Genomic DNA, 22,452 nt, shown 5'->3' with positions numbered 1-22,452 from the left:
CGTCCTGAGCGGAGGGCCGGCGCGACCACCGCTACGGCGGTCAACCTCGCGCTGCCCCGGGCACGGTCGGCCCGCGTGCCCGCCGGGCAGGAGCCGCGCGAAGCACCAGCGACCTGGTGGCAGACCGAGCAGCCGCCCGAGCTCGTGCTGGAGCGCATGCTCACCCTGCCGTTCACCGCCGTCAGCGACGCCAACCAGCGCACCTGCTGGCGCGGCCTGGTGAAGCTGCTCGACTGGCTGCAGGCCGGCCGCACCTGGCAGGAACGCTGGCTCGCCAGCGGCGCCGAGGCGGCCGGCCGGGAGTGGCCCGGACTGCCCATGCAGTGGCTGGCCGACCGTCAGCGCGCCCGCAACTACGACCGCATCGATCTGTGCTGCGGCATGATCCCGCTCCTCGGCGGACAGGCGGTCCGCTCCCGACCTACCGCTGGCTGCTGCGGCAGCGGCCCTCCCAACTGCTGACCCACATCCGCAACGCCACCGACCCCGACGGGTTCGCTCGGCTCACGGCCCGGTACGCGCAGTCCGGGCGGGCCGGGGCCAACGACTGCAACAACGCGCTCAACCGCGTCACCTGGATCCTCGCCCGCAAAGGTGGGACCATCCAGGACATCACCATCGGCGACTGCGTTGAGCTGCAGCACGCCATCGGCGAGCACCAGGCCAACGGCCACCACGGCAAGCACCTCTTCTACGCATTCCTCGCTGAGACCGGCGCTTTTGGCCCCGTCGCCCCGACCCGGCTGAAGACCATGATGCTGCCCGGGCAGCAGACGTCGGCGGCGATGGTCGACCGGCACTCCATCGCCTCCACGCCGGTGCGCGACCTGCTGGTCGACTACCTGACCGAGTGCGCCGCCGATGTCGACTACACGACGCTGGAGGACCTGGCCCGGACCCTCGCCGGGATCTTCTGGCGCGACCTGGAGACCCACCACCCCGGCATCAGCTCGCTGCGGCTGGACACGGACACCGTCGCGGGCTGGCGGGAACGGGTGGCCGTGATCCGCGACCGGCACGGCACCACGATCCGCCCCGGGACAACGCGCACTCCGTCTTTACCTGGGTCCGCGCCTTCTACCAGGACCTCGCCCGCTGGGCCGCCGACGATCCCGCCACCGGTCGGCGCCGCGACCTGACCGTCGAGGAGGAACGAGCCTTCTGGGCCTGGGCGCTCGTCGAAGTACTGCGGCACACCGGCATGCGCATTGAGGAGGCCCTGGAACGGACCCACCACAGCTTCGTTGCCTACCAGCTGCCGACCACCGGCGAGATCGTGCCCATCCAGGTCGCCCCCTCAAAGCTCGACCAGGAGCGGCTGCTGCTGATCTGCCCGGAACTCGGCCAAGTCCTCACCGCGATCATCCAGGGCGTCCGCCGCGGCCAACCCGCCATGCCGGCGGTCTGCGCCTACGACAACCTAGAGCGGCTGTGGCGCGCACCGATGCCGTTTCTCCAACGGCCCGTCGGCCCCGAAGACCGCGCCGTCCCCCGCAACTCGGTCTACACCTGCCTCAACGGCGCGCTCGCCCGCGAGCGGACTGACCGGCCCCGGCGACCAGTCGTTGCACTACACCCCGCACAACTGCCGCAGGATCTTCGTCACCGATGCACTGCGCTCCGGCCTGCCACCCCACATCGCCGCCCGCATCTGCGGCCACCAGACCGCCGACACCACGCTCGGGTACGCCGCGATCTACCCGGAGCGGAGGACGTCATCAACCACCACCGGGCCTTCATCGCCCGCCGCCGCTCACTGCGGCCCAGCCAGGAGTACCGTGAACCCATCGCCAAGGAGTGGCGCGACTTCCTGGACCACTTCGAACTGCGGAAGGTCGCCCTGGGCGTGTGCGCACGCGACTTCGGCACCCCGTGCGTCCATGAGCACGACTGCATCCGCTGCCCGGTCCTTCGGCCCGATCCCGCGCAGATGCTCCGGTTGGAGGAAATCCATGCCAACCTGCTCGACCGGCTCCGCGAGGCCAGGGAACAGGGCTGGCTCGGCGAAGTCGCCGCGATCGAGGCCAGCCTTGCCGCCGCCGAACAGAAGCTCGCCGCCATGCGTGACCTCGATGCCCGGCACACCACCGTCCACCTCGGCATGCCCGATTTCCGCGGTGTGGTCGGGCACCTCGACTCCGAGCAGCCAAACGAAGGTGCGAACCAGCAGCCCTGAGGACTACAACGAGGGGATGACCGTCTTCCTCTGTTCCAAGTGCGGCACCGCGATCACGCCGGAGCTTGCCGATGTGGCCTCCGTCCCCAACTTCTCCGACGACGAACGCGACCGGGACAAGGAGACACGTCGGGCCCCCTCCACCGTTCCGCGGGGCCGCTACGTGATCGATTCCGAGCCCTGGGGGCCTCCCTACGTCGTGCAGGACGACCAGGAGGACCCGAAGCCGGCGCAGGCCCGAGGACCACTGGTCTGCCGTGAGGAGGGGTTCGTTATCTCGGCCGGCGTTCAGGGCACGGTGCTGGTGCACCCGGAGGACGCCCCGGACCTTCGACCGCTGCCCAATTATGAGAACAGCACTGGCTGCTGCGGGCCGACCGGTAACGAAGGACTCAACCGAGCCTGCCCCTGCGGCGCTGCGGTCGCAACGCTCGCGGCGGACTGCTTCGGGCCCTACGAACTGCATCTCGACCCAGTTCGAACCTACGGGTTCTCCCAGTAGGCCCGCGGAACGGCCGACCTCGGCGCGCGACACGCCCGGGACGGCCTTTCGCCCGGCTACTTCACGACTACTTTCCGTGGCGGACGCACTTTGCGGACGAGTTCAGCGTCGAGCTGGGCTGGTTCGGATAAAATCAGATCGGCACCCTCGGCCTCGTCCTCAACGCCTTGGTGCTGTTCCATGGATGCCGCCATCACCCAGCTCCGGGCCGACGGCTTCGAGGTCCGGGGCGAGGACGTGGCCCGCCTCTCGCCGTTCATGCGACACCAGATCAACCTGCTCGACCGGTATTCCTTCCAGCTCCCGGACCTGCCGGGTGGCCGGCGGTCCCTGCGTGACCCCGATGCCGTAGATGAGGAATAGCGGTCGTCAACCCGTCATCCTGGTCGCGGCCACCTTGGCCGGGGTGCCTATACCCGGGCAGTTGGCCGACCGGGCCTCTCACTGGTCGCGCCGCTGTGCGCTGGTGACGGCGAGCACGGCTGCGGTGAGCGCCCACACCGCGTAGACGGTCCAGGCTCCGCCGGTCGTCCACGGGAAGTCGGTCTGGCGGGGCCCGACCTCCACGAGCCGCAACCACGCCTGATAGAGCGTGGCGTGCCCGGCGACCGCTGACCAGTGGCGGCCCTCGGTAAAGACGATGGGCAGCACGAGGATGACCGCCACCGCGGCGATCATGGTGGCCGAGGTGTGCCTGATGACGGAGCCGAGGGCCATGCCGACGACCGCGCACACGGGCGCAAGGAGGGCGGACGCCACTACGACACGCAGGGCGCCCGGGTAGCTCATCGATATGCCTGCGCCCCGGCCGTCGAGGATCGTCTGCGTCAGGCCGAACGAGGCCCCCGCGACGATCGAGCCGAAGACGGTGGTGACCGCGGTGACGACCACTGTTTTGGCGGCCATCACCGAACGGCGGTCCGGAACGGCCGCGAACGTCGTACGCATGGTGCCCGTGCTGTACTCGCCGACGATCGCGACGGCGCCGATGGCACCGAGGGCGAGCATCATGACCATGGCGGAGTTCGCCGTGAACGCCTCCTGGAGCGGAATCCCGGCCCGGACGTAGTCGGCCCGGTCCGCCGCGCTCCGCTCCAGCCAGTAGTTGTAGGTGTCGTAGGCGGTCCCCGCGTTGAACGCGATGACGGCCAGGGCGGTGGCTCCGTACGCGATCCAGGTCGAGCGCAGCGACCGAAGCTTGATCCACTCGGCGGCCACCAGATCGTAAAAGCGGGCGCGGGGTTCGTCGGCGCCAAGTCCGCCAACGGGAGCGTAGGTCGTGGTCACTGAGCGTCTCCTGCGAGGTATTGAACGCTGTCGGCGGTGAGCTCCATGAACGCCTCTTCCAATGAGGCGGACCGGGTGCTGAGGTGATGCAGCAAAATGCGGTGCTCCATGGCGATCTCACCGATCCGGACCGCGGTCACACCAGTCACAGCAAGCAGGTCGCCCTCCGTGTCCACGGCCGCGCCTTCGGCCGTCAGCAGATCTCTCAGCACGGCAGTGGCGGGCGTACCCACCGTGACGCTCTGCCCAGTGCCGCGAGCGGAGAACTCCGTGAGGCTCTCGGCCGCGATCAGCTCGCCGCGGCCGATGACGATCAGATGGTCGGCGGTGTGCTCCATCTCGGACATGAGGTGGCTGGAGACGAACACCGTGCGGCCCTCGGCGGCGAGACGCCTGAACAGTTCACGCACCCACTTCACGCCTTCCGGGTCGAGTCCGTTGAGCGGCTCGTCGAAGAGCAGTACCGGTGGTTCGCCGAGCAGGGCGGACGCGATGCCGAGCCGCTGCTTCATGCCGAGCGAGAATCCGCCGATGCGGCGCCGGGCGACCTCGGCGAGGCCGACCTCCCGAAGCACCTGCTCCACCCGACGCTGCGGGATGCGGTTGCTGCGGGCCAGGGCGGACAGCTGCGCCACCGCGCTGCGCCCGCCGTGCACATCGTGCGCGTCGAGAAGGGAGCCGACATGACGCAGGCCGCGGGGCCGGTCGCGGAAAGGGCGGCCGTCGACGGTGACGGTGCCGCTGGTGGGCTCGTGGAGGCCGAGGATCATCCGCAGCGTGGTGCTCTTGCCGGCGCCGTTCGGACCGAGAAACCCGGTCACCTGGCCGGGCCGCACAGTGAAGGTCAGATCTTTGACGGCCGTCGTGCCGCCGTATCGCTTCGTGAGCTCGTTGACTTCGATCACGGTGACAACGGTGCCGGTGGGCGACCCCGCCCGTAATCGGACCACCGATGACAATCGGAGAGAACGGGTGTCAACCCTGGTTGTACGGCCACGGTCGGATGTGCTGTCAGTTGCAGGTGCCTACGATCAGTGCATGTCCGCCTCGCCGCCGCTGCCGTTGCCGCTACTCAAACGCATACCGCCGGGCCTGTGGACGGCACTGGCGTGGTACGCGGCAGCAGTGGAACCCATCGTGGAGTACGTGGTGATGCCGCAAGCGCCGACGTACTCGCTCAACTACCCCCAGGACGGGCTCGACTCGCTTGGAGCCCGCGCGCTGCTCGCCGTCGCCTTCGTGCTGATCCTGGCCGGCAGCGCGGTGCTGCGCCGCAGGACCTTCGCGGCGTACGGTCTGGTGATCGTCGGTACGGTCATCTCGACGCTGGCCTGGCGGCAGGATGAGATTCCGCCCACGCAGTTCCTGGCCGTGGATATCGCCCTCTGCTACCTCGCAGCCACCCGACCCCGGCGGACCTCGCTCACCGCGGCCGCCGCGGCGCTCGGCACACTGGCCGTCTACCTCGTCCTGCGGTTGACCACAGGCGATGATTCCAGCATCGCGCAGGAGCCGCTCGTGGCCCTGACCGTGGTCATCGCCTGGCTCATCGGCAATTCGTCGCATCAGGCCCGCGCCCACACCGCAGAGTTGCACGCCCGGGCCGCCGCCGAGGCCGTCACCGCCGAACGGCTGCGCATCGCCCGCGAGATGCACGACACCGTCGCCCACAGCATCGGCATCATCGCCTTGCAGGCCGGCGCCGCGGCCCGGGTCATCGAAACCCAGCCGGCCAAAGCCCGCGAGGCGATGCTCACCGTGGAGATGGCCGGCCGCGAGACGCTGTCCGGCCTGAGAAGGATGCTCGGCGCGCTGCGCCAGGCCGACCAGGATGAGGAACGCCAAGGCCGCGCGCACGAACCGGCGCCCCTGCGCCAGGCCGTCGGCCTGGCGAACGTGGAACAGCTCGCCGCGACAACCACGGCCGCCGGAGTCCGCGTGGAGGTGCGGTGGCAGGGCAGGCGTCGCCCGCTGCCAGCCGACATCGACCTCGCGGCGTTCCGGATCGTCCAGGAGTCGGTGACCAACGCAGTACGCCACTCGGGTGCCGATTCCTGCCAGGTGCGCCTCGACTACCGCGCGGACGAACTCGCCGTCGAGGTCTCGGACCGAGGGAAAGGCGGCGGCACCAGCACGGACACCGGATACGGCCTGATCGGCATGCGCGAGCGGGCCGCCCTGCTGCATGGCGATTTCACGGCCGGGCCCCGTCCCGGGGGCGGCTTCCTGGTAGCGGCCAGACTCCCGGTACCGGCCGGGACCGAGGCAGAAGCGAAGACGGGAGTCAGATGACCATCCGTGTCGTGCTCACCGACGACCAGCCCCTAGTCCGGGCCGCCCTGCAGATGGTCATCACCGACACCGCTGACATCGAGGTGGTGGGCGAGGCAGAAGACGGTGCGGAAGCGGTACGCCTGACGGAGGAACTCGCCCCCGACGTCGTCGTGATGGACCTTCGGATGCCCGGCATGGACGGCATCGAGGCCACCCGGCTGATCACGACGGGCACCGGCTCTACACGCGTCGTCGTCCTGACGACCTTCGACGACGACGACTACGTCTACGGGGCGCTGCACGCCGGCGCCTCCGGATTCCTCGTCAAGGACATGGCCCTGGACGACATCCTCGCCGCAATCCGGGTCGTTGCCGCCGGGGACGCTCTGATCGCACCAGCCGTCACACGCAGGCTGATCAAAGAGTTCACGACCCGACCTGCAGCGTCACCGCCGCGGCGGTCGGGGCTCGACGGCATCACCGCCCGGGAACGCGAGGTGCTGACGCTCGTCGGCAGGGGCCTGTCCAACACGGAGATCGCAGGGGAGCTCTCCATCAGCATCGCCACCACCAAGACCTACCTGACCCGCCTGCTCGCCAAGCTCAGTGCCCGTGACCGGGTGCAGCTAGTGATCCTGGCCTATGAGGCGGGCCTGGTGGCAACATCCCAGTGAGTGGACGAACTCCCCGCACAGCGACCACACCGCGGTCAGCCTCGCCGTGCGGCTCCTGAGTCCGTTCCAGCCAGACCTAGGGAACCGTCCGGCCCGAGCACGGGTACTCACGCTCCTGAAGGGGGGAGTTGCTTCTTCACCCGCGCCTCCAGTGCCTGAAGGTCCACGGGCTTCAAGAGGACCTCCAGCACACCCAGGTCCAGGAACGGCTGGACCGCGTCACGGTCATCGCAGATCACAATGATGTCCTGTCCCTCCTGCCCCGAATCGCGGATCGTCTCGACCAGCGTCAGTGCCCCGCCGATAAGGCCTGCTGGACGAGGCCTTGCCTGGCTCGCCTGCGTCAGCCCGGACCGGGCCAAGACCCCCGGAAGCGACGACGGCGCCCGTCTGCGCGAAGCCCTCCGCTGCCACGAAGTGACCAAGCCGCTGCCGTCAGGCGCCCACCAGGAGGATGAACGGCTGTCACGGGGGTGCTTGTTCACACCTGCTCTCCGGCGTGCCCGCGATTACGGTCCAGGTCACCGCAGCGAGCCCTGACCGAGGAGATTCACGTGTTCTTCCAGGGCTTGGGAGAGGACGCGATCGTCTACAGGCAGGTGCGGCTCCCGGTCGCGGCGGTCCTCGCTCTGGCCCTGTGACTCCTCTGACGACGAGACCCGGCCTGCCGGCTCCGGGTGTGGGTGTTCCTGCGGCGGGTGCCCGGCGAGGGCCCGGCCGCAGGGAACGGCCGCGAGGGCGGGGCGGATGGACGCCGGACCCTCACGGTCGCACTGCGGCGGAGCTATCCGTTCAGGTACTCAGGGGCGCCAAGCGGGGACCGACAGCGAGTTGCCGGTTTCGGCGTAGGTCTTGAGATTGGACAGGACGAAGTTCCAGCCGCCCGAGATCTGGCGCAGCTCCTGCTCGTCGCGCAGATTGACGTGCGTCACCGTAAGTTGGACGGTTTCGCCGTAGGGCTTGAGTTCGAAGGTCACCTGGGACGGTCCGTGCGGGCGGGCCTCGTTGGGCCCGGCCCAGGTCAGTACCAGGCGGCGCGGCGCCTCGATCTCCACCACGGTCCCGACGACGTCGTCGATGCCGGAGGCGTCCAGGCGGCGGTGCGCCCAGGGGGAGCCGGGCTGCCAGTCGGAGACGTTGTGGTGGTGCCAGTACGCCGCTGTCGCCTCGGGTGCCATGAGGCACTCCCAGACCTTCTCGGGGGTGGCGGCGATGTAGGTGGTGTGGACGAACTCGGGGCGGGGCTCGTTCTCGGTGTTCATGAGGGACTCTGCTTTCTGTTTCAGTGCGCTCAGCGCGTCCAGCCGCGGCTGGTCGAAGGCGCTGATCCACCGCTCCTGGATCTCGTGGAGCGGCACGGGGTTGAGGTAGTGCAACTTCTCCCGGCCTTTGCGGACGGTGCTGACGAGGTGCGCGGCTTCCAGCACGCCGAGGTGCTGGGTGAGTGACTGCCGGGCCATCTGCACGCTCTCGCACAGTTCACCCAGTGTCTGGCCGTTGGCCTCGCGCAGCCTGTCCAGCACGAACCGCCTGGTCGGATCGGCGAGGGCCTTGAAGACCCGATCCATCTCGCTGCTCACACTCCAGTAATGCAGGTAAATACCTGCATGTCAAAAGAGGGCCCACCGTAGGTGCTCTGACCTGGTGATTTGTCGTGAGGGGCAGGGGTCGCCGGTTTGGGCCGCAGCTCAGTGGATACCTCCGCTGCAGTGCGCCGGTGCTGCCGGAGCGCGCATGGAAGGGCTGTACTGGTAGCCGGATCAGCCTCACAAAGCACCCTTGACCAGCGCTTAAGAGGACCCAATGAGGCACTGAGCACTATCAGGCGTTGACGACCCCGGCCTGAGCTCCGGCTGGGCGCGGATGCAGCAGGCTTCTTCATAGGGGTCTTGCGGACGCTTCCGGCCGTGACGCCCAGTTTCCCGAGTCGCTCGCGTTGCTCGCCGTTGAGGCGGCTGAAGTCGCGTCGCTGAGTGGCGAGCCACCGCCCGACGTCCTCACCGTGCCGGGTCACCCCGGGCTTGATCTCGGTCAGACGCGCGCCCTCGGCGAGGATCTGGCCATGGCCGGCCCGAATGCGTGCCGCAGCCCGGGTAGCTCAGCGGGCGTGGGGCGGGGCGGCGGTGGAGGCCCCGGCGGCGGCACTGGCGCCGGGCACAGGGCTGTTTAACCGGAATGCGACGCGATCTGCTGGAACGCGTTATTTGGTGGTGTGGGTGGGGTTTGGTTGGCAGGGTGGGGTGATGAGTTCCCACCCTGATGGCCTGCAGGGCCTTGCCTGGCTCGGTACGCCGATTGATGCCCGCCCGCTGTTCGTTCCTGAGCATGCCGCGCTGATCGCGATGCTCCGCGGTCTGGCGCCCGCTGCCTGGGAGAAGGCTGCGGTGCCGGGGTGGAGCGTGCGGGATGTGGTCGCGCACCTGCTGGGTGACTGCGTGGGGCGTCTGGCCCGGGACCGCGACGGCCACCAGGACGGCCCCGGCTTCGCCCCGGGTGAGGCCCTGGAGGTGTTCATCCACCGCATCAACGAGGAGTGGGTCCAGGCGCACCGCCGGGTGAGCCCGCCCGTGCTGACCGACATGCTGGAGACGGTCGGCGCGCAGGCGGCCCGTTTCTATCAGGGCGCCGACCCGGGCGGGCGATCGCTGGGGGTGTCGTGGGCCGGTGTGGATCCGGCGCCGCGCTGGTTGGACACGGCCCGGGACTTCACGGAGTTCTGGACCCACCGCCAGCAGATCCGCCACGCCGTCGGCCTGCCCACCGACCCCGACCCGCAGACCCTGTCGGTGGTCCTGGACACGTTCATGCGGGCCCTGCCCCACACCCTGCGAGAAATCGACGCCCGGTCCGGTACGCAGGTACGTGTGGAGGTCGACGGTCCGGCCGGCGGGAGCTGGAGCGTCACCGCGACCGGAGACCGGTGGTCCCTGGCCCCGGCCGCCGTCGAGCGGCCCGCAGCCCGGATCGGACTCGACCCGGAGACCGCCTGGCGCCTGTGCACCCGGGCCATCACCCCCGCGGCCGCCCTGGATGCGGCCCACCTCGAGGGCGATCGGGACCTGGCCGAAGCCACCTGCCAGGTCCTCTCCATCATCCGCTGACCCGACGGCCACCGACAGGGTGCTCCCCAGCACATCACCACAGGAAGATCAACGTGCGCTCCACCAGTCGCCCCCACCCCGCCCAGCACGCTGACGACCATGCGCAGACGGATCCGTCCACGACCGGGCCGAGCGCCCTGCTGATCACCGGCACCGTCGGTGTCGGCAAGTCCACGGTCGTCGAACTCGTCGGCGACCTCCTGGCCGACACCGACATCCCCCACGCCGTGCTCGACCTCGACGGACTGTGCCGCGCATGGCCCGCGCCCCAGGACGACCCCTTCCAGCACCGCCTGCTGCTCGCCAATCTCACAGCCGTGGCCGCCAACTACCTGGCCGCCGGTGCACGGCACCTGCTCCTGGCCGGCGTCGCCGAGAACGCACGCGAGCGCGACGGCTTCCGTGCCGCGCTCGGGATCCCGTTGCGCGTGTGCAGGCTGACCGCGGACCTTCCTGTCCTCCACAGCCGCCTGCAGCGCCGCCACGAACGCGATCACGACACCGCCTCGCTGCCATGGCACCTGGCACGGGCCGAGGAACTCGACCGCATCCTTGAGTGGGCCGCGCTCGCGGACACCACGATCGACACCACCCACCTGACGCCCACCGCAGCTGCACAGGCCGTCCTGGACAGCACAGGATGGATCCCTTCCCGCTGAACGGCCCACCGCCCTCCCGCATATGCAACAGGGCATACACGCTGGCGTGGCGGCATCGGCGACACCAGGATGCCGGCCGACCGCGAACACCCCAGGGCTCGGACCAGAAACCAATCGTGAGGTGGCAATGCCGGGGTTGTACGTGATCACGGGTGCGCCCGGAGCGGGGAAGTCCATCCTACGAGCGAACCTGGCCCGATACGGGTTCGCCGTCGCGGACTTCGACGAGCTGCCGGAGCCCGACGGTACCCTGCTGGGGATCGACATCACCTCCCCCTCGGCCAGCGGCGTGTGGCCTCTCTACAACAGGCTCTGGACACGGGTGGTAGCGATGATGCTGCGCGGCGGCCGCCCGGTCCTGCTGCTGTGCCCGCTGACGCCCGCGGAATGGGAACAGGCGGCTGTCGGTGTTCCGGGACTACCCGACGCGGTGTGGGCGAGGCTCGACTGCACGGACACAGACCGCCGACGCCGCCTCACCGCCCGCGGGTGGACACCGCAGCAAGTGCAAGAGGCGCATACTGACGCGGCGGAACTGCGCACGGTGGTGGCCCGGGAATTCTCTACGACCGGCCGCAGCCCGGCCGAGACGGTGGCTGCACTCGCAGCCTGGGCCGACGGGATGCAGCCGCGCTAGCCGCTCCGTGACGATCACACGCCGGCACCCCCGGCTCGCGAAGGCCGGCGCCCTCTCAGGCGGTGCCGGCCGCACGCTCGAAGACGACGAGGAGCCATTCGTCACCGCGTACTTCCACGGTGAGGCCGGCTGCGCGGAGTGCTGCGGCCATGGCCAGTGCGAAGGCGTAGCGGAGCCCGGGGAGCTCGGCGGTGGCGGGTCGGCGGCTGCGGCGGGGGCCGCGGTGTCGGCTGGTTTGGGCGAGTTCTTGGGGCATCCAGCCGACCATGACGCCGCGGGCGTGTCGGATGAGGTGGACGCCTTCGGCGCCGGTGGTGATCTCCTCGAACCCGGCCTCCGTCAGGACCGCTCGGACGCGGGCCAGCAGCGCCTCGCCTTGATCATTCATGCGCGAACCCTAGAGCCCGCCCCCCCCCGGATCAGGGCGCGGGGGGTGCCAGCGGCCGTGCCTCCGGCTCAGGTGCGGATGCGGCTGTTGAGGCCGTGCTGGCTGTCTGCGGTGTCGTCGTTGAACCAGTAGTCGCCGGCGGCGAGGTAGCGGAAGGAGTGGGCGCTGTGGGCGGGCAGGGCGACGGTGGTGCTACGGGTGCCGTCGCCCTGGCTTTCAAGGGGGTGGGCGGCGGGGTTCCAGTGGTTGAAGTCCCCGACCACACTGACAGGCCCTACGGGGGTGTCCTCGGGCAGGACGAAGGTGACCTTGGTCTGGCCGTTGTACCGCTTGCGTTCCAGCACGAGGGGCTCCATCACGAGGGCGTTGTCGAGAGGTTCGGGTATCCACGCCGGTGCGCAGATCGGCTCCGACGGGATGCGCCGCGCGACGGCACGCAGGCCAGGCGGCCGGATCTTCCGGCCGCGCGCTGAACGCGCCGGAGGCCGGGCTGTCCGCAGCGGGGCCCGGCCGGGGTGGCTTTCGACCGGCCGGGCCCCGCCATGCGTGGACCTCTCGTCGCCCCATCACCGTGACACGGGCCCGCTGTCTGCGCCCGAGGTATCGGCCGGATGGAGTAGCAGCCCAGTCCGTCGGCCCAGGAAGTGCAGGCGAGGCCGTTCTGGCCCACCGGCCGCAGGCCGGACCGGGCCAAACACGTCGGAGGGACAGGGCGTGAGGTTGAGCCGGCGGGAACGGATCGCCTTGGACGGCTTTCTCCTCGCCGCCGGGGTCGCCCCGGCCGGCTGGGGTGCCGCGTACTACGGCTTCGGCCGCACCGCCCATCTGGCCTTCACCCTGAGCCTGCTCCTCATACTCGTCACGGCCTGCCGCACCGTGTTCCACGGTCTGGCTCTCGTACGGCTCCCGCAGCCACGGGTCCCTGTCTCGGAGGAAGTCCGTCGTCACGCGGCCCGCCAGGCCGGTATCGACCCCGACGCCTAACGAGCTGCGCCGCACCGCTGCTCCCACACTCCAGCCTGCCGGGGACGCGTACCGGCCCCTAAAGCTGGCCCTGGCCGTCGGCCTCGAGGTTCGCGCGGAGCGTGGCCAGGGTGTTGGCGAGGTGCGCGAGGTCGGCGGCGGGAATCCCGCCGGTCAGTGAGGCGAGCGTGCTTTCGACCACGGGTCGGGTGGCTGCCAGTACCTTCTCGCCGTCGGCTGTCAGGCGCAGGACGGAGGAGCGGCGGTCCTGCGGGTGCGCGACGCGCACGCACCAGCCCGCGGCCACCAGCCGGTCGACCGCCTTGCTGACGGCCCCCACCGTGATCGCGAGGTCGCCCACGATGTCGAGTACCCGGCACCCGTCCACCCGGTCGATGATCTGCAGGATCTCGAACTGGCCCAGCGCTAGGTCGTGCTCGGCGCGCAGGCGGGCTCCGACCGCGTTGTAGAGCCGGGTCTCCACGCGGACGAGGTCGAGGAACAGCGGAGTGGCGTGGCTCACAGAACCTCCAATAGATTCCCAGGAATCATCTTCCCTGGAATGTGCTTAGATGGAAGCAGATCGATTCCGAGGAATCAATCCTCGCATCCGACCCACCCGATGGAGGCCCACCATGTCCGCACAGCAGCGCCAAGCCCTGGACGCCTCCTCCGCTCCATCCCGCGCAGCAAGGCGCCGCTCACCACCGCCGAGCAGCGCGCGGGATTCGCCGCGGCCCTGACCCGACCGGCACCGGACGGCGTCACCACCCGCAGGACGGTCGTGGGCGGCAGACCCGCCCTGGACCTGGAGCCGGCCGGAGCAGCCGAGCGCGGACGGCTGCTCTACCTCCACGGCGGCGGCTACGTCGTCGGCTCACCCGACACCCACACCGGCCTGGCCGGCGAACTCGCCGACCGCACCGGGCTGCGCGCCACCTCGGTGGACTACCGCCTGGCCCCCGAGCACGCCTTCCCCGCCGCGGTCCACGACGGGCTCGCCGCCTACCGCGACCTGCTGGAAGCCGGTACCGACCCGCGAGAGCTCGTCCTGGCCGGCGACTCGGCCGGCGGCGGCCTCGCCATCGCCACCCTGCTCGCCGCCCGCGAGGCGGGACTGCCGCAGCCGGCCGCCGTGGTGGTCTTCTCCCCGTGGGTCGACCTCACCCTCTCCGGGGAGAGCATGCGCACCAAGGCCGACGCCGACCCGATCTTCACCGAAGCCGACGTACGCGCCTTCGCGGACCTCTACATCGGCGACGGCGACCCCCGCGCCCCCCTCGCGAGCCCGGTCTTCGCCGATCTCACGGGTCTGCCCCCGCTGCTCGTGCAGGTCGGCGCCAACGAGGTGCTCCTCGACGACGCGGTCCGCCTGGCCGCCCGTGCGGGCGCCGCCGACGTCGAGGCCACGCTGGAGATCGCGCCGGAGCTCCCGCACGTCTACCAGGGCGAGCACGGCCGCCTCGAAGAGGCGGACGCCGCGCTCGACCGCGCCGCCCACTTCCTCACCGCCCACCTCCCCGCCATCATCGGAGCCGGTCAGGGCGTGGAGCGCTGAGGAACCCACAGCCAACCCTTGAGGATTTCAGGCTTCAGGGACACGCCGGGCGTCCTGGGACGGTGGCCTTGCCGGCACCGGGCTACCAGCTCACGGTGACCGAGGGCGAGAAGAAGAAGCTGGCCGAGATGCTGGAGACCTGCTCATGACCGACAACACCCCGCAGCCCGACGGGAGCGCGGTCCGCCGCCGCGTGCCGGTGGTCCTGGTCTCCAACGCCACCACGCGGCTGGAAGACGATCGCGCCGCTCTGGGCCTGGCAGACGCCTTCGACGCGTGATCAACACCGCCCGTATCGGGGTGGCCAAACCCGACCGCCGCGTCTTCGAGGCCGCTGCCCGCAGTGTGGCGACCGACCTGCACAGATACCTGTTCATCGACGACACACCCGGTCACGTGACAGCGGCCCGGAAACCGGCCTCCACTACCAGCACATTGACCAGCTGCGCCGCACCCTCACACCACTGCTGGCGTGACAGCCGACCAGCAGACCCGCCGCCACTGCGGCCCACCGGCCGCACCAACATCGCCACTAGTCTCCGCCACCGCCCCCGCGACACCACCGCCCTGGGCATCACGTGATCAAACCGGGCACTCCGCGAGAATGACGTCGCCCCGGGTTAGCCATGGTGGCGACGCTGACACCGGGGTCCGACAAGTGGCGCCTTCGGATGGCCAGGCGGTTCTCGTACGGCCTCGGGACTTGTGGGCTCGCACTGACTCGCGGAGGAAGAGTCGGCCTTCATCCCGGAAGCGGACGGCCTCACGGGCTGGCGATCGCTTCGAGCGGGCTCAAGGCCGTTTGCCCGTTCGCCCGTGCAGGTAGCCTCGAAGGCCGTGCCACAGTGAGGTGACACCCCAACGGGTCGTGCCTTCCGCAGCGGCCGGCATGCCAGCTGCCCTTCGCCAGCGGGCAAGGGACTCTCGAGCAGCCAGGCTGTCGGGGTGGTTCGGTCCCAGTACCCGTTCCATGTCCGGCACCAGCTCCTCGAAGGCAGCGACCGCAGCCGCGCTGTCACCGGCCGTTCCGTGGTGGTCGGCCAGGTCGCTCCTGATCGCCAACGAATCCGGGTGGTCGGGCCCCCATACACGCTCTGCGTCCGGCAGCAGTTCGGCAAGAGCGACGGCCGCACCGGCCTCGTCCCCCGCCACCGCACGCCAGAAGGCATGGCTGCCCCGGGCCATGAGGGTTTCGGGGTGGTCCGGTCCCAGCACTCGCTCCATGTCCGAGGACAGCGCACAGAAGGCATCGACTGCTTCCGTGTGATCTCCGAGGCTGCCCCGAACTTCGGCGAGGTTGCTCCGGGCCGTCAGGGTGTCCGGGTGGTCTGCTCCCAGGACCCGTTCCATGTCGGGCAGCAGTCCGGTCAAGGTCTCGGCCGCACCGGCTTTGTCCCCGGCGTCCCCACGGCAGACGGCGAGGCTGTTCCGGTTTCGGAGGGTGTTGGGGTGGTCCGGTCCCAGTACCCGCTCCATGTCCGAGGACAGCGCACAGAAGGCAGCGTCTGCTTCGGCGTGATCTCCGAGGCGGCCCCGCATGGTGGCGAGGTTGCCGCGGGCCGTCAGGGTGTCCGGGTGGTCTGCGCCCAATAGCCGTTCCATGTCGGGCAGCAGCGCGGCCAAGGCTTCGGCCGAACCTGCCTCGTCCCCCGCCTCCGCACGCCACAGGGCCAGGTTGTTCCGGTTTCGGAGGGTGTCGGGGTGGTCGGCTCCCAGCACTCGCCGGCGCGCGGTGAGCAACTCGGCGTAGGCCGCCGCCGCACCACCGGCATCCCCGAGGCGCCCGCGCCAGCCAGCGAGGTTGCCCCGGGCGGTCATGGTGTCGGGGTGGTCCGCTCCCAGCACCCGCTCCAGCACAGGCAGGAGTTCGGCGAGAGCGGCGGCTGCACCTGCCTCGTCCCCCGCCCGCCCGCGTGAGTCGATGAGGTTGGCGTGGGTGGCCAGGGTGGAAGGGTGCGTGGCTCCCAGCACCCGCTGCCGGTCGGCCAGCACTTCAGCCGAAGCCGCGGCCGCGGTTGCCTCGTCCCCCAGCTGGCCCTGCACCCATGCGAGGTTGCTCCGGGCCATGAGGGTATCTGGGTGGTCCCGTCCCAGTACACGCGCCAGCACGGGCACCAGTTCGTCGAGAGCGGCGGCGGCACCGGCCACGTCTCCGGCCGCCGCACGCCAGCGGGCGAGGCTGTTCCGGGCGAGAAGGGTGTCGGGGTGATCAGGGCCCAGTAGTAGCACCAGATGCGGCAGCAGTTCGGCATAGGTTGCGGCCGCGCCGGCCACCTCTCCCGCCATTCCTCGTGCCTCGGCGAGAAGTTTCCGGGCCATGAGGGTGTCCAAATGGTCGGCACCCTGGATCCGTTCCATGACGGGCACCAGTTCAGCGAGGGCGGCAGCCGCACCTGCCGCGTCCCCGGCCATCCCACGCCAGACCGCGAGGTTGGCACGAGCCTTCACCGTGATGGGGTGGTCCAGACCCCTTACCCGCTCCAGGTCCGTCACCAGTCGTGCGGTCTCGCTGATCGCACCTGCCCAGTCGCCCGCGGTCCCCCGCCAGCGGGCCAGACCCATCCGGGCGGACAGGGTACGGGGGTGGTCCGGACCCTTGACCCGCTCCAGGTCCGTCAGCAGCCGCTCGTTCTCACGGGTCGCACCCGTCAGATCGTCCGTCACTCCGCGCCAACCGACGAAGCGGCTCCGGGCGGCCAGTGTGTCGTCATGGTCCGGGCCCAGCACCCGCTCCAGGTCCGGTAGCACCTCGGCAAGGGCGCTGACCGCGCCTGCCCGGTCCCCCGCCGATCCCCGCCAGCCGGCGAGGTCACTGCGGACGTTCAGGGTGATGGGATGGGCGGGGCCCAGTACCCGCTCGACGTCGGGCAGCAGTGCGGTGAATGCGCTGACCGCGCCGGCCGGACTCCCCAGCGATCCTCTCGCCCTGGCCAGACCGCTCCGGGCGGTCAGGGTGTCGGGGTGGTCGGCGCCCAGGAGCCTGTGCGCGGTATCCGTCAGTCTCTGGTAGTGGTCGGCGGCCGCTGCGGCCTGCCCACCTTCTTCGAGGCTTCGCCCGGTCCGCAGGAGCACTGGATGGATACCGGATTCCCACAGGGCGCCTTCACCGTGGCCCGCGAGCGATACGGCATTGGCGCGCAGTGCCTGGACGAGGACGATGTCGCTTTCGATATCGGGCCAGGCCTCCAGCAAGGCGTCGGCGGCGGCACGGGCGAACCTGTCGTACTGGCCGGCCGGGAGGTGATCGCGTACGGCGCGCTGGAGGAGCTGGTGGACGCGTACGGCGTTATGGGAACTCTCGGGTGTGTGGTTGATCAGGCTGAGACGGTGCAGGACGCGTAACGCACCGATCGCCTGCTCCTCCGGAACCGCGCCCCCGCCGCGTCCTTGCACGGTCCGGCCGGTGAGGAGCGCGAGTGCCGGTGGCCCGGTCATGACGGCTTGTGGGATGCCGTTGGCGTCGAGCATGGAGGCCAGCTGGAGCAGGGGCCTCGCGAGCCCTTCGGGGCGGAGCCGGTCGGCGCGCTCGATGGACAGTGACCAGGCGGCGGCCGTGCCCACGCTCTGGTCGTCGGGCAGGGCTTCGGACTCCGGGAGAAGGTCGGACAGCCGGCGCGTCCGTTCGGCCAGGAGCTGTCGGTAGGAGGCGACGTCGAGCCCGGCATCGACGAGGTACGCAGCAGCCTGCGCCAGGGCGAGCGGAAGGCGTCCCAGGTCACTGGCCAGACCCTCGAGTTGCCGGCCGTCTTCCCGGCGGTCGTACGCGTCCAGGGACGAGCGCAGGTAGTCGGTCGCCTCGGGCAGGGTGAACAGGTCCACGGGCACCAGACGGCGGTCCGCGCCGGCCAGGGCGGCATCGCGACGACGCGTGGTGACCAACGTCCTGCCGTGCGGGTTCGCCGGGGGCCACAGACCGCGCAGGTCGGCGGGATCCGACACGTCGTCCAGAACGATCAACCAACGGCACACCGCTCGGTCGGCCTTCGGGTGGAGCCAGGCCAGGAACTGCTCCGCGGCCGTGGTGGTGTCTGCTGGATCGACGGCGCAGAGCTCTGCCGCGGCCTGGGCGTACACGGACTCGATGCCCGGGCGGCTGCTCGCCGTGATCCATACGAGGACGTCCAGATCGCCGTCCTGCCAGGCGGTCCGTGCGTAGTCGGCGGCGAGCTGGGTCTTTCCGACCCCGCCCATGCCTGTCAGGACCTGGCACGGGTATTCGGGTCCTCCGCTGTCATCCGTCGTCGCCGTTCGCAGCCGCTGGGCTTCGGCACGCTTCTGGAAGGACCTGACCCGGTGTGGGATCACACCGACCTGGTGCGGCCACGCGGCGCGTGCTCTGCCTGGCTGTAACAGGGTCAGCTCGTGTATGTAGCCGGTGTTGGCGAACGCGCCCCCCGAGACTCTGGCATCGCCGGTCCCACTCACACGGACGGGGACATCAGCAGCGGCGGCCGGGCCTGACACCGGTCCACGGCGATAGCCGGTCACCGCCGTCCCGCCGGTCTCGGCCTCAGCGTCGCCGGTGTCTTCCACCACGATGTCGGCCTGCGCCTCGTCTGTGTGGCTGTCGGGCCCACCCTTGCGTCTGTGCCACCTCATCCTGCGACGTTCCCCCTCGTCATGCCCGCCTGGCCGGCCGCTCAGCCGTAGTCGACCCCGCTCGTGGCACTGCTGCCCTCGCCGGTGGCGGTCGCGTCCCCCGTGCGCTCCGCCGTCGCCGACCCGGAGCCCGCACCGGCCGGGCGCCTTACACCAGTCCGGGCCGTGGCACCTCCGGCGGCCTCGGCCTTCCCGGTGTCGACGGCGACGTCCACCGGCCCCGGAGCCGGCCTCGTCGGCTGCTGGAACAATGCCCACAACAGGGCGGCGATGCCGGTGGCGGCCTGGATCACGGCGCCGACCAGCTGGCCGGCGTCCGGACCGTCCAAGAGCCAGATCAACGGTGTCGAGATGATTCCGGCCACCGCGACCACCATCACCGTGATCTTCACGCCCACCGACATGCTCACCCTCCCGCCGTACCGTCCAGCCGCTGGCCATACCTGTCTGGCCGTACCTGTTGCGTCACCTACCCCTCTGGCGGCGGGAACGCACGGTTCCGGCTGCGCCAGCTGTACGTCCTGGAACAGGACCGGGAAGCGCAGCGCGCGGCCCCCGAGGCACAGGACGAGGCCGCGGACCGGTCCTCGTTCTCCGACCCCGCGCCTGAGGGCGTACTCGGGCTCCAGCCCGAGCCCGAGTACGAGCGCGAGCCCGAGTTCGAGCGCGAGGTCGGGCCCGAGACGGCGTCCGGACCGGGGCCCGAGACGCCGTCCGGACCCGGACCCGAGCCCGAGCCCGAGGTGGAGCCTGAGCTCGAGTGCGAGTCCGAGGTGGAGTCCGGGTCGGGCTGCGTGGCGGATCCGGGTACGGCGTGGCCGTCGCTCGTGGAGGTGTCCATCCGGGCTGTTGTGTCCCGGCCGCCGGCTGAGATAGCGGATCTTGTGGCGGGTCTGCGGGGTTTGGGGGAGGAGGAGTTCGCGGCGCGGATCGTGGGGGAGGCGGCGGGGACGCGCAGCGTCGCCGACGTCACGGCTCTGGCGATGGCTCTCCTGGCAGCCGACCCGGCGGCCGGGGCGGCCGCCGAGCCGCAGATCCCGGCCCAGAACCCGCACCTGCTCGTCGAGGAGGTCACGCCGTCCGGTCCCGGGCTGTCCGGTTCGCCTCCTCGGCGGCCGTGGAGGGGGCCGGGTTGGTGGGCGAAGGGGTGATCGACTCAGCGGTGGTGGAGGGTGTGGTGGAGGGCGGTGCGGATGATCTCGCCCGTGGTGGTGATGTGGGCTGTGATCCGGGTGCGTTCGGTGAGGGCTTCGGGGGGTGCGGCGGATCCGGTGGGCCACGCGTCCTTCCAGCTCTCCAGGGCTTGGACGTGGGGTTGGTTGGTCCAGTAGACCCCGCACTGGAGGGGCGTCCAGAGGGCCTGCGGGAGGCTCACGACGAGCCTGGCGGTGAGCCCGGCACCCGAGTTGGGTCCGGCGCCTCCGAGGGTCTGTCCGGCCCGCTGGGCGCCTTCGGGGATCGGCTCCCACTCCCGTAGCAGGCCGCGGTGCTCGAGCTCGGTGCGGAGCGCGGGGGCGAGGGCGTGGAGCCGGCTGACGCGATGTCGGCCGCTCTCGCGGAGCCGCTCCCGCTCGGCACGGATCCGCACGCGAGCCGCACGCAGTTCGCCTCCGCGCAGCGCGAGGAGGTTCACGTCCTGCTCGGCGCCGGCCTGCCAGCGGGTCTCGGCGACCTGCTGCTCCTGGACCAAGGCGTCGAGCCGGTCAAGGTCGGAGGGGGAGACCGCTACGACCATGAGGTGTGCCATGGCCCCATCCTCCCCTGGGAGACGGGGCCAACAACCCGATCCCCCCGGCCCTCTTCGCACAGCCGGCCCTCTCTATCTATATAGATACTTCGACTCAATCCGCACCAACCCCTTGATTCCAGAGCTTATCCGCCCTCCAAATTGAAGCGTACCGGTAGAAAAGGATCACCCCGGAGTGTGCACTCCTCTCAGGGAGCGCCATCCCAGCAGCTGCCGCGAGGGGCCTCATCGACCGTCAGCCGAGCACCCCCAGGCTCTTCTTGCTGCCAGCCGGGACCGCGAAGAGGGCCCTGCCCTGGAGGCGCAGCCGTAAGGGCCCGGGGTGGGAGCGGAGCGGACACCCCACCGGGCTGTAGGCCCGTACCCCGTGAGACGGGGTCCTCCCGCGCGGTGCGCGGGGGTCTCCCGTGGGGTCGAAGTGGCTCACGTCCGGGTGGGGTCGTGTGGCCCGCTCCGGGGAGGGGCGGGGCGCACGACTGCGGCTGGGTGGGTTGGTCTAGTTGACGATGGTGTAGTCGATCGTGTCGACGGTGACCAGGCTTTCACTCGGGTTGCTGATGGGGGTGATGTTGGCGGTGGTGTTGATGTAGGCGGGCTGGGTGCCGCCGAGGACGCCGAGGAGGCTGGGGGTGATGAAGGTGCGTTCGTAGTTGGTGTCGGTGCCTGCGGGGAAGGTGGTGTTGATGTTGGCGGGGGTGAGGGTGCCGGCGGTGGTGTTGTCGACGTGGCCGGTGGCGCCGGCGCCGATGCCACTGTAGCCGCGGATGATGGTGCGGAGGGTGTAGGTGGTGAGGGTGGGGGTGTTGATGTTGAGGGTGACGCGGCAGTTGCGGCGGTGGTCTGCGGCCGTGGTGCCGGGGCCGCCTGCGGCGGTGAAGTTGTTGAATTGGACGGTGGCGGTGCGGTGGTCGTCGCTGAGGAAGACGTCGTAGCTGCCGGGGGCGCAGCCGGATCCGCCGAGGGTGACGGTGTTGATGCGGGTGGTGGGTGCTGCCTGGGTGGGTGCGGCGGTGGCCGGTACCGCGGTGGCGAGGGCGGTGGCGGTGAGCGCGGCGGCGATCGCGGTGCGGCGGAGGTTCACGTGTTCTCCCTTGGGTGACGGCCACTGGTGTGTCCGTTAAGGGCGTTATCGTAGTTTTTGAGTGTTGTCGGGTGGGGTGACCGGCAGGACGGCCGTTCGGGTGGCAGCGGTGCGGGGTCTTCTGCCTGCTGGCTGCCGGGGTGGTGTTGAGCCGTTTCCTGGTTGGGGGTGGCTGGAACGGGGTTGTTTGGACAGGTCAGGGGTTCTGGGTGGGCAGGGTTCGGGGTGAGGCTGGTGGAGTCTTGATCATCGTGCAAAGGGGAGTGCTTGCCATGTCGGAGTCGGAAGAGAACGGGATCGTGGAGGAGTCGGCGGAGGAGTTGCCGGCGGGGGCGGACCAGTACCAGTCGAACAGTGCGTTCGGCAGTCTGGACGTGGTGACCTCCAGCGATCACGCTGCGCACGCCCCGGACAGCCCGCTCGGCTGACGAGGCACCGGGGGACGGGGCCAAGATCCCCGAGCCCCGTCCGCTGCTGCCAGCGCCCGCGGAGCGGGCTGGTCCTGGAGGCGGAGCCGGAAGGACCCGGGTGGGGGAGCGCAGCGGAACCCCCCAACGGGTCGAAGGCCCGGACCCCGTGAAACGGGGTCAGCTCCGGGGGAGCGCAGCGGACCCGGAGCAGGGGCGCAGCGAAGCGCAGCACCCCGGCCCGAAGGGCCGGCCATGGTCCGGGCGGAGCCCGGACCTGTCGTGGCGAAGCCACGGCTCCCGGAGCGAAGCGCAGGGCAGGGCCCGAAGGGCCCCCGCACCCGCGAAGCGGGTGCGTTCTCTCCTGAGCGCGCAGCGCTCAGGTACCCGCTCCGCGGG

Annotated in this window: 24 protein-coding genes and 1 pseudogene; 15 read left to right on the top strand and 10 right to left on the bottom strand. The window is 70.4% G+C overall.

Annotated features, from left to right (window positions below; genetic code table 11):
• The first annotated feature begins 75 nt into the window (after positions 1–75).
• From ACZ60J_RS05550 to ACZ60J_RS05530, 5 genes and pseudogenes are all read left to right on the top strand, one after another.
• Positions 76–462, top strand: coding sequence for a hypothetical protein (locus tag ACZ60J_RS05550; RefSeq protein ID WP_469679143.1), 387 nt, complete (start codon positions 76–78; stop codon positions 460–462).
• Positions 372–1,139 carry a hypothetical protein gene (locus tag ACZ60J_RS05545; RefSeq protein ID WP_469679142.1) on the top strand — a complete coding sequence of 256 codons (768 nt, stop codon included), beginning with the start codon at positions 372–374 and terminating at the stop codon, positions 1,137–1,139. The genes ACZ60J_RS05550 and ACZ60J_RS05545 overlap by 91 nt, the downstream gene beginning before the upstream one ends.
• A 62-nt stretch (positions 1,140–1,201) precedes the next feature.
• On the top strand, positions 1,202–2,176 hold the full coding sequence (locus tag ACZ60J_RS05540) for a site-specific integrase (RefSeq protein WP_469679141.1): 975 nt from the start codon (positions 1,202–1,204) through the stop codon (positions 2,174–2,176).
• A gap of 16 nt (positions 2,177–2,192) precedes the next feature.
• Entirely contained in the window at positions 2,193–2,678 is a 486-nt protein-coding gene (locus ACZ60J_RS05535; protein WP_469679140.1) for a hypothetical protein, read from the top strand.
• Positions 2,679–2,809: 131 nt separating this feature from the next.
• Positions 2,810–3,041: pseudogene (locus ACZ60J_RS05530) on the top strand (Tn3 family transposase); the annotation flags it as partial.
• A gap of 78 nt (positions 3,042–3,119) precedes the next feature.
• On the opposite strand, the gene ACZ60J_RS05525 reads toward ACZ60J_RS05530, so the two are convergent.
• Together ACZ60J_RS05525 and ACZ60J_RS05520 are read right to left on the bottom strand one after the other, a co-directional pair.
• Entirely contained in the window at positions 3,120–3,965 is an 846-nt protein-coding gene (locus ACZ60J_RS05525; protein WP_469679139.1) for an ABC transporter permease, read from the bottom strand.
• Positions 3,962–4,870 (bottom strand): ABC transporter ATP-binding protein, encoded by a 909-nt coding sequence (locus ACZ60J_RS05520; protein WP_469679138.1) that lies wholly within the window; start codon positions 4,868–4,870, stop codon positions 3,962–3,964. Before ACZ60J_RS05520 ends, ACZ60J_RS05525 begins: the two co-directional genes overlap by 4 nt.
• A 133-nt stretch (positions 4,871–5,003) precedes the next feature.
• Between ACZ60J_RS05520 and ACZ60J_RS05515 the strand changes: the two genes are divergently transcribed.
• Together ACZ60J_RS05515 and ACZ60J_RS05510 are read left to right on the top strand one after the other, a co-directional pair.
• Complete coding sequence (locus ACZ60J_RS05515; protein ID WP_469679137.1) at positions 5,004–6,257, top strand: sensor histidine kinase; 1,254 nt, start codon at positions 5,004–5,006, stop codon at positions 6,255–6,257.
• Entirely contained in the window at positions 6,254–6,913 is a 660-nt protein-coding gene (locus ACZ60J_RS05510; protein WP_469679136.1) for a response regulator, read from the top strand. The genes ACZ60J_RS05515 and ACZ60J_RS05510 overlap by 4 nt, the downstream gene beginning before the upstream one ends.
• Before the next feature lie 800 nt (positions 6,914–7,713).
• Here the strand turns inward: ACZ60J_RS05510 and ACZ60J_RS05505 are convergent.
• Positions 7,714–8,481, bottom strand: coding sequence for an ArsR/SmtB family transcription factor (locus ACZ60J_RS05505; protein WP_469680236.1), 768 nt, complete (start codon positions 8,479–8,481; stop codon positions 7,714–7,716).
• Positions 8,482–9,156: 675 nt separating this feature from the next.
• On the opposite strand from ACZ60J_RS05505, the gene ACZ60J_RS05500 reads away from it, so the two are divergent.
• The 3 genes from ACZ60J_RS05500 to ACZ60J_RS05490 all read left to right on the top strand — a co-directional run bounded on the left by ACZ60J_RS05500 (position 9,157) and on the right by ACZ60J_RS05490 (position 11,310).
• On the top strand, positions 9,157–10,014 hold the full coding sequence (locus ACZ60J_RS05500) for a maleylpyruvate isomerase family mycothiol-dependent enzyme (protein ID WP_469679135.1): 858 nt from the start codon (positions 9,157–9,159) through the stop codon (positions 10,012–10,014).
• 53 nt (positions 10,015–10,067) lie between these two features.
• Positions 10,068–10,673 (top strand): P-loop nucleotide/nucleoside kinase family protein, encoded by a 606-nt coding sequence (locus tag ACZ60J_RS05495; protein WP_469679134.1) that lies wholly within the window; start codon positions 10,068–10,070, stop codon positions 10,671–10,673.
• A gap of 136 nt (positions 10,674–10,809) precedes the next feature.
• Positions 10,810–11,310 (top strand): hypothetical protein, encoded by a 501-nt coding sequence (locus ACZ60J_RS05490; RefSeq protein ID WP_469679133.1) that lies wholly within the window; start codon positions 10,810–10,812, stop codon positions 11,308–11,310.
• A gap of 55 nt (positions 11,311–11,365) precedes the next feature.
• Here the strand turns inward: ACZ60J_RS05490 and ACZ60J_RS05485 are convergent, their stop codons facing one another.
• Together ACZ60J_RS05485 and ACZ60J_RS05480 are read right to left on the bottom strand one after the other, a co-directional pair.
• Complete coding sequence (locus tag ACZ60J_RS05485) at positions 11,366–11,698, bottom strand: hypothetical protein (protein ID WP_469679132.1); 333 nt, start codon at positions 11,696–11,698, stop codon at positions 11,366–11,368.
• Positions 11,699–11,766: 68 nt separating this feature from the next.
• A complete protein-coding gene (locus ACZ60J_RS05480; RefSeq protein ID WP_469680235.1) occupies positions 11,767–12,054 on the bottom strand; it encodes an isoamylase early set domain-containing protein in 288 nt (95 codons plus the stop codon).
• 388 nt (positions 12,055–12,442) lie between these two features.
• On the opposite strand from ACZ60J_RS05480, the gene ACZ60J_RS05475 reads away from it, so the two are divergent.
• Positions 12,443–12,682 carry a hypothetical protein gene (locus ACZ60J_RS05475; RefSeq protein WP_469679131.1) on the top strand — a complete coding sequence of 80 codons (240 nt, stop codon included), beginning with the start codon at positions 12,443–12,445 and terminating at the stop codon, positions 12,680–12,682.
• A 58-nt stretch (positions 12,683–12,740) separates the two neighbouring features.
• Here the strand turns inward: ACZ60J_RS05475 and ACZ60J_RS05470 are convergent, their stop codons facing one another.
• Entirely contained in the window at positions 12,741–13,184 is a 444-nt protein-coding gene (locus ACZ60J_RS05470) for a MarR family winged helix-turn-helix transcriptional regulator (protein ID WP_469679130.1), read from the bottom strand.
• A 99-nt stretch (positions 13,185–13,283) separates the two neighbouring features.
• Here ACZ60J_RS05470 and ACZ60J_RS05465 point away from each other — a divergent pair, with 99 nt between their 5' ends.
• Positions 13,284–14,219 (top strand): alpha/beta hydrolase, encoded by a 936-nt coding sequence (locus ACZ60J_RS05465; RefSeq protein WP_469679129.1) that lies wholly within the window; start codon positions 13,284–13,286, stop codon positions 14,217–14,219.
• 145 nt (positions 14,220–14,364) lie between these two features.
• A complete protein-coding gene (locus tag ACZ60J_RS05460; protein ID WP_469679128.1) occupies positions 14,365–14,499 on the top strand; it encodes a hypothetical protein in 135 nt (44 codons plus the stop codon).
• A 512-nt stretch (positions 14,500–15,011) separates the two neighbouring features.
• Here ACZ60J_RS05460 and ACZ60J_RS05455 read toward each other — a convergent pair.
• Complete coding sequence (locus tag ACZ60J_RS05455) at positions 15,012–18,755, bottom strand: tetratricopeptide repeat protein (protein WP_469679127.1); 3,744 nt, start codon at positions 18,753–18,755, stop codon at positions 15,012–15,014.
• Positions 18,756–18,859: 104 nt separating this feature from the next.
• A complete protein-coding gene (locus ACZ60J_RS05450) occupies positions 18,860–19,222 on the bottom strand; it encodes a hypothetical protein (RefSeq protein ID WP_469679126.1) in 363 nt (120 codons plus the stop codon).
• A 480-nt stretch (positions 19,223–19,702) separates the two neighbouring features.
• Between ACZ60J_RS05450 and ACZ60J_RS05445 the strand changes: the two genes are divergently transcribed.
• Entirely contained in the window at positions 19,703–19,969 is a 267-nt protein-coding gene (locus ACZ60J_RS05445; protein ID WP_469679125.1) for a hypothetical protein, read from the top strand.
• 5 nt (positions 19,970–19,974) lie between these two features.
• Here ACZ60J_RS05445 and ACZ60J_RS05440 read toward each other — a convergent pair whose 3' ends face one another.
• Positions 19,975–20,565 carry a hypothetical protein gene (locus ACZ60J_RS05440; protein WP_469679124.1) on the bottom strand — a complete coding sequence of 197 codons (591 nt, stop codon included), beginning with the start codon at positions 20,563–20,565 and terminating at the stop codon, positions 19,975–19,977.
• A 496-nt stretch (positions 20,566–21,061) separates the two neighbouring features.
• On the bottom strand, positions 21,062–21,646 hold the full coding sequence (locus ACZ60J_RS05435) for a DUF4360 domain-containing protein (RefSeq protein WP_469679123.1): 585 nt from the start codon (positions 21,644–21,646) through the stop codon (positions 21,062–21,064).
• 272 nt (positions 21,647–21,918) lie between these two features.
• Here ACZ60J_RS05435 and ACZ60J_RS05430 point away from each other — a divergent pair, with 272 nt between their 5' ends.
• Positions 21,919–22,074 carry a hypothetical protein gene (locus ACZ60J_RS05430; protein ID WP_469679122.1) on the top strand — a complete coding sequence of 52 codons (156 nt, stop codon included), beginning with the start codon at positions 21,919–21,921 and terminating at the stop codon, positions 22,072–22,074.
• Positions 22,075–22,452: the final 378 nt, after the last annotated feature.

Source organism: Streptomyces sp. NPDC104226 (assembly GCF_055584085.1).
The sequence above is the reverse complement of the archived record's forward strand: the minus strand, read 5'-3'. Positions and strand labels throughout refer to the sequence as shown.

Bases quoted from the DNA above. Each gene is read 5' to 3' on its own strand.
- ACZ60J_RS05510 (WP_469679136.1), top strand. From the start codon at position 6,254: ATGACCATCCGTGTCGTGCTCACCGACGACCAGCCCCTAGTCCGGGCC.
- ACZ60J_RS05535 (WP_469679140.1), top strand. From the start codon at position 2,193: ATGACCGTCTTCCTCTGTTCCAAGTGCGGCACCGCGATCACGCCGGAG.
- ACZ60J_RS05430 (WP_469679122.1), top strand. From the start codon at position 21,919: ATGTCGGAGTCGGAAGAGAACGGGATCGTGGAGGAGTCGGCGGAGGAG.
- ACZ60J_RS05450 (WP_469679126.1), bottom strand. From the start codon at position 19,222: ATGTCGGTGGGCGTGAAGATCACGGTGATGGTGGTCGCGGTGGCCGGA.
- ACZ60J_RS05485 (WP_469679132.1), bottom strand. From the start codon at position 11,698: ATGAATGATCAAGGCGAGGCGCTGCTGGCCCGCGTCCGAGCGGTCCTG.
- ACZ60J_RS05440 (WP_469679124.1), bottom strand. From the start codon at position 20,565: ATGGCACACCTCATGGTCGTAGCGGTCTCCCCCTCCGACCTTGACCGG.
- ACZ60J_RS05540 (WP_469679141.1), top strand. From the start codon at position 1,202: ATGCGCATTGAGGAGGCCCTGGAACGGACCCACCACAGCTTCGTTGCC.
- ACZ60J_RS05505 (WP_469680236.1), bottom strand. From the start codon at position 8,481: ATGGATCGGGTCTTCAAGGCCCTCGCCGATCCGACCAGGCGGTTCGTG.
- ACZ60J_RS05500 (WP_469679135.1), top strand. From the start codon at position 9,157: ATGAGTTCCCACCCTGATGGCCTGCAGGGCCTTGCCTGGCTCGGTACG.
- ACZ60J_RS05480 (WP_469680235.1), bottom strand. From the start codon at position 12,054: ATGGAGCCCCTCGTGCTGGAACGCAAGCGGTACAACGGCCAGACCAAG.
- ACZ60J_RS05465 (WP_469679129.1), top strand. From the start codon at position 13,284: ATGGAGGCCCACCATGTCCGCACAGCAGCGCCAAGCCCTGGACGCCTC.
- ACZ60J_RS05515 (WP_469679137.1), top strand. From the start codon at position 5,004: ATGTCCGCCTCGCCGCCGCTGCCGTTGCCGCTACTCAAACGCATACCG.
- ACZ60J_RS05460 (WP_469679128.1), top strand. From the start codon at position 14,365: ATGACCGACAACACCCCGCAGCCCGACGGGAGCGCGGTCCGCCGCCGC.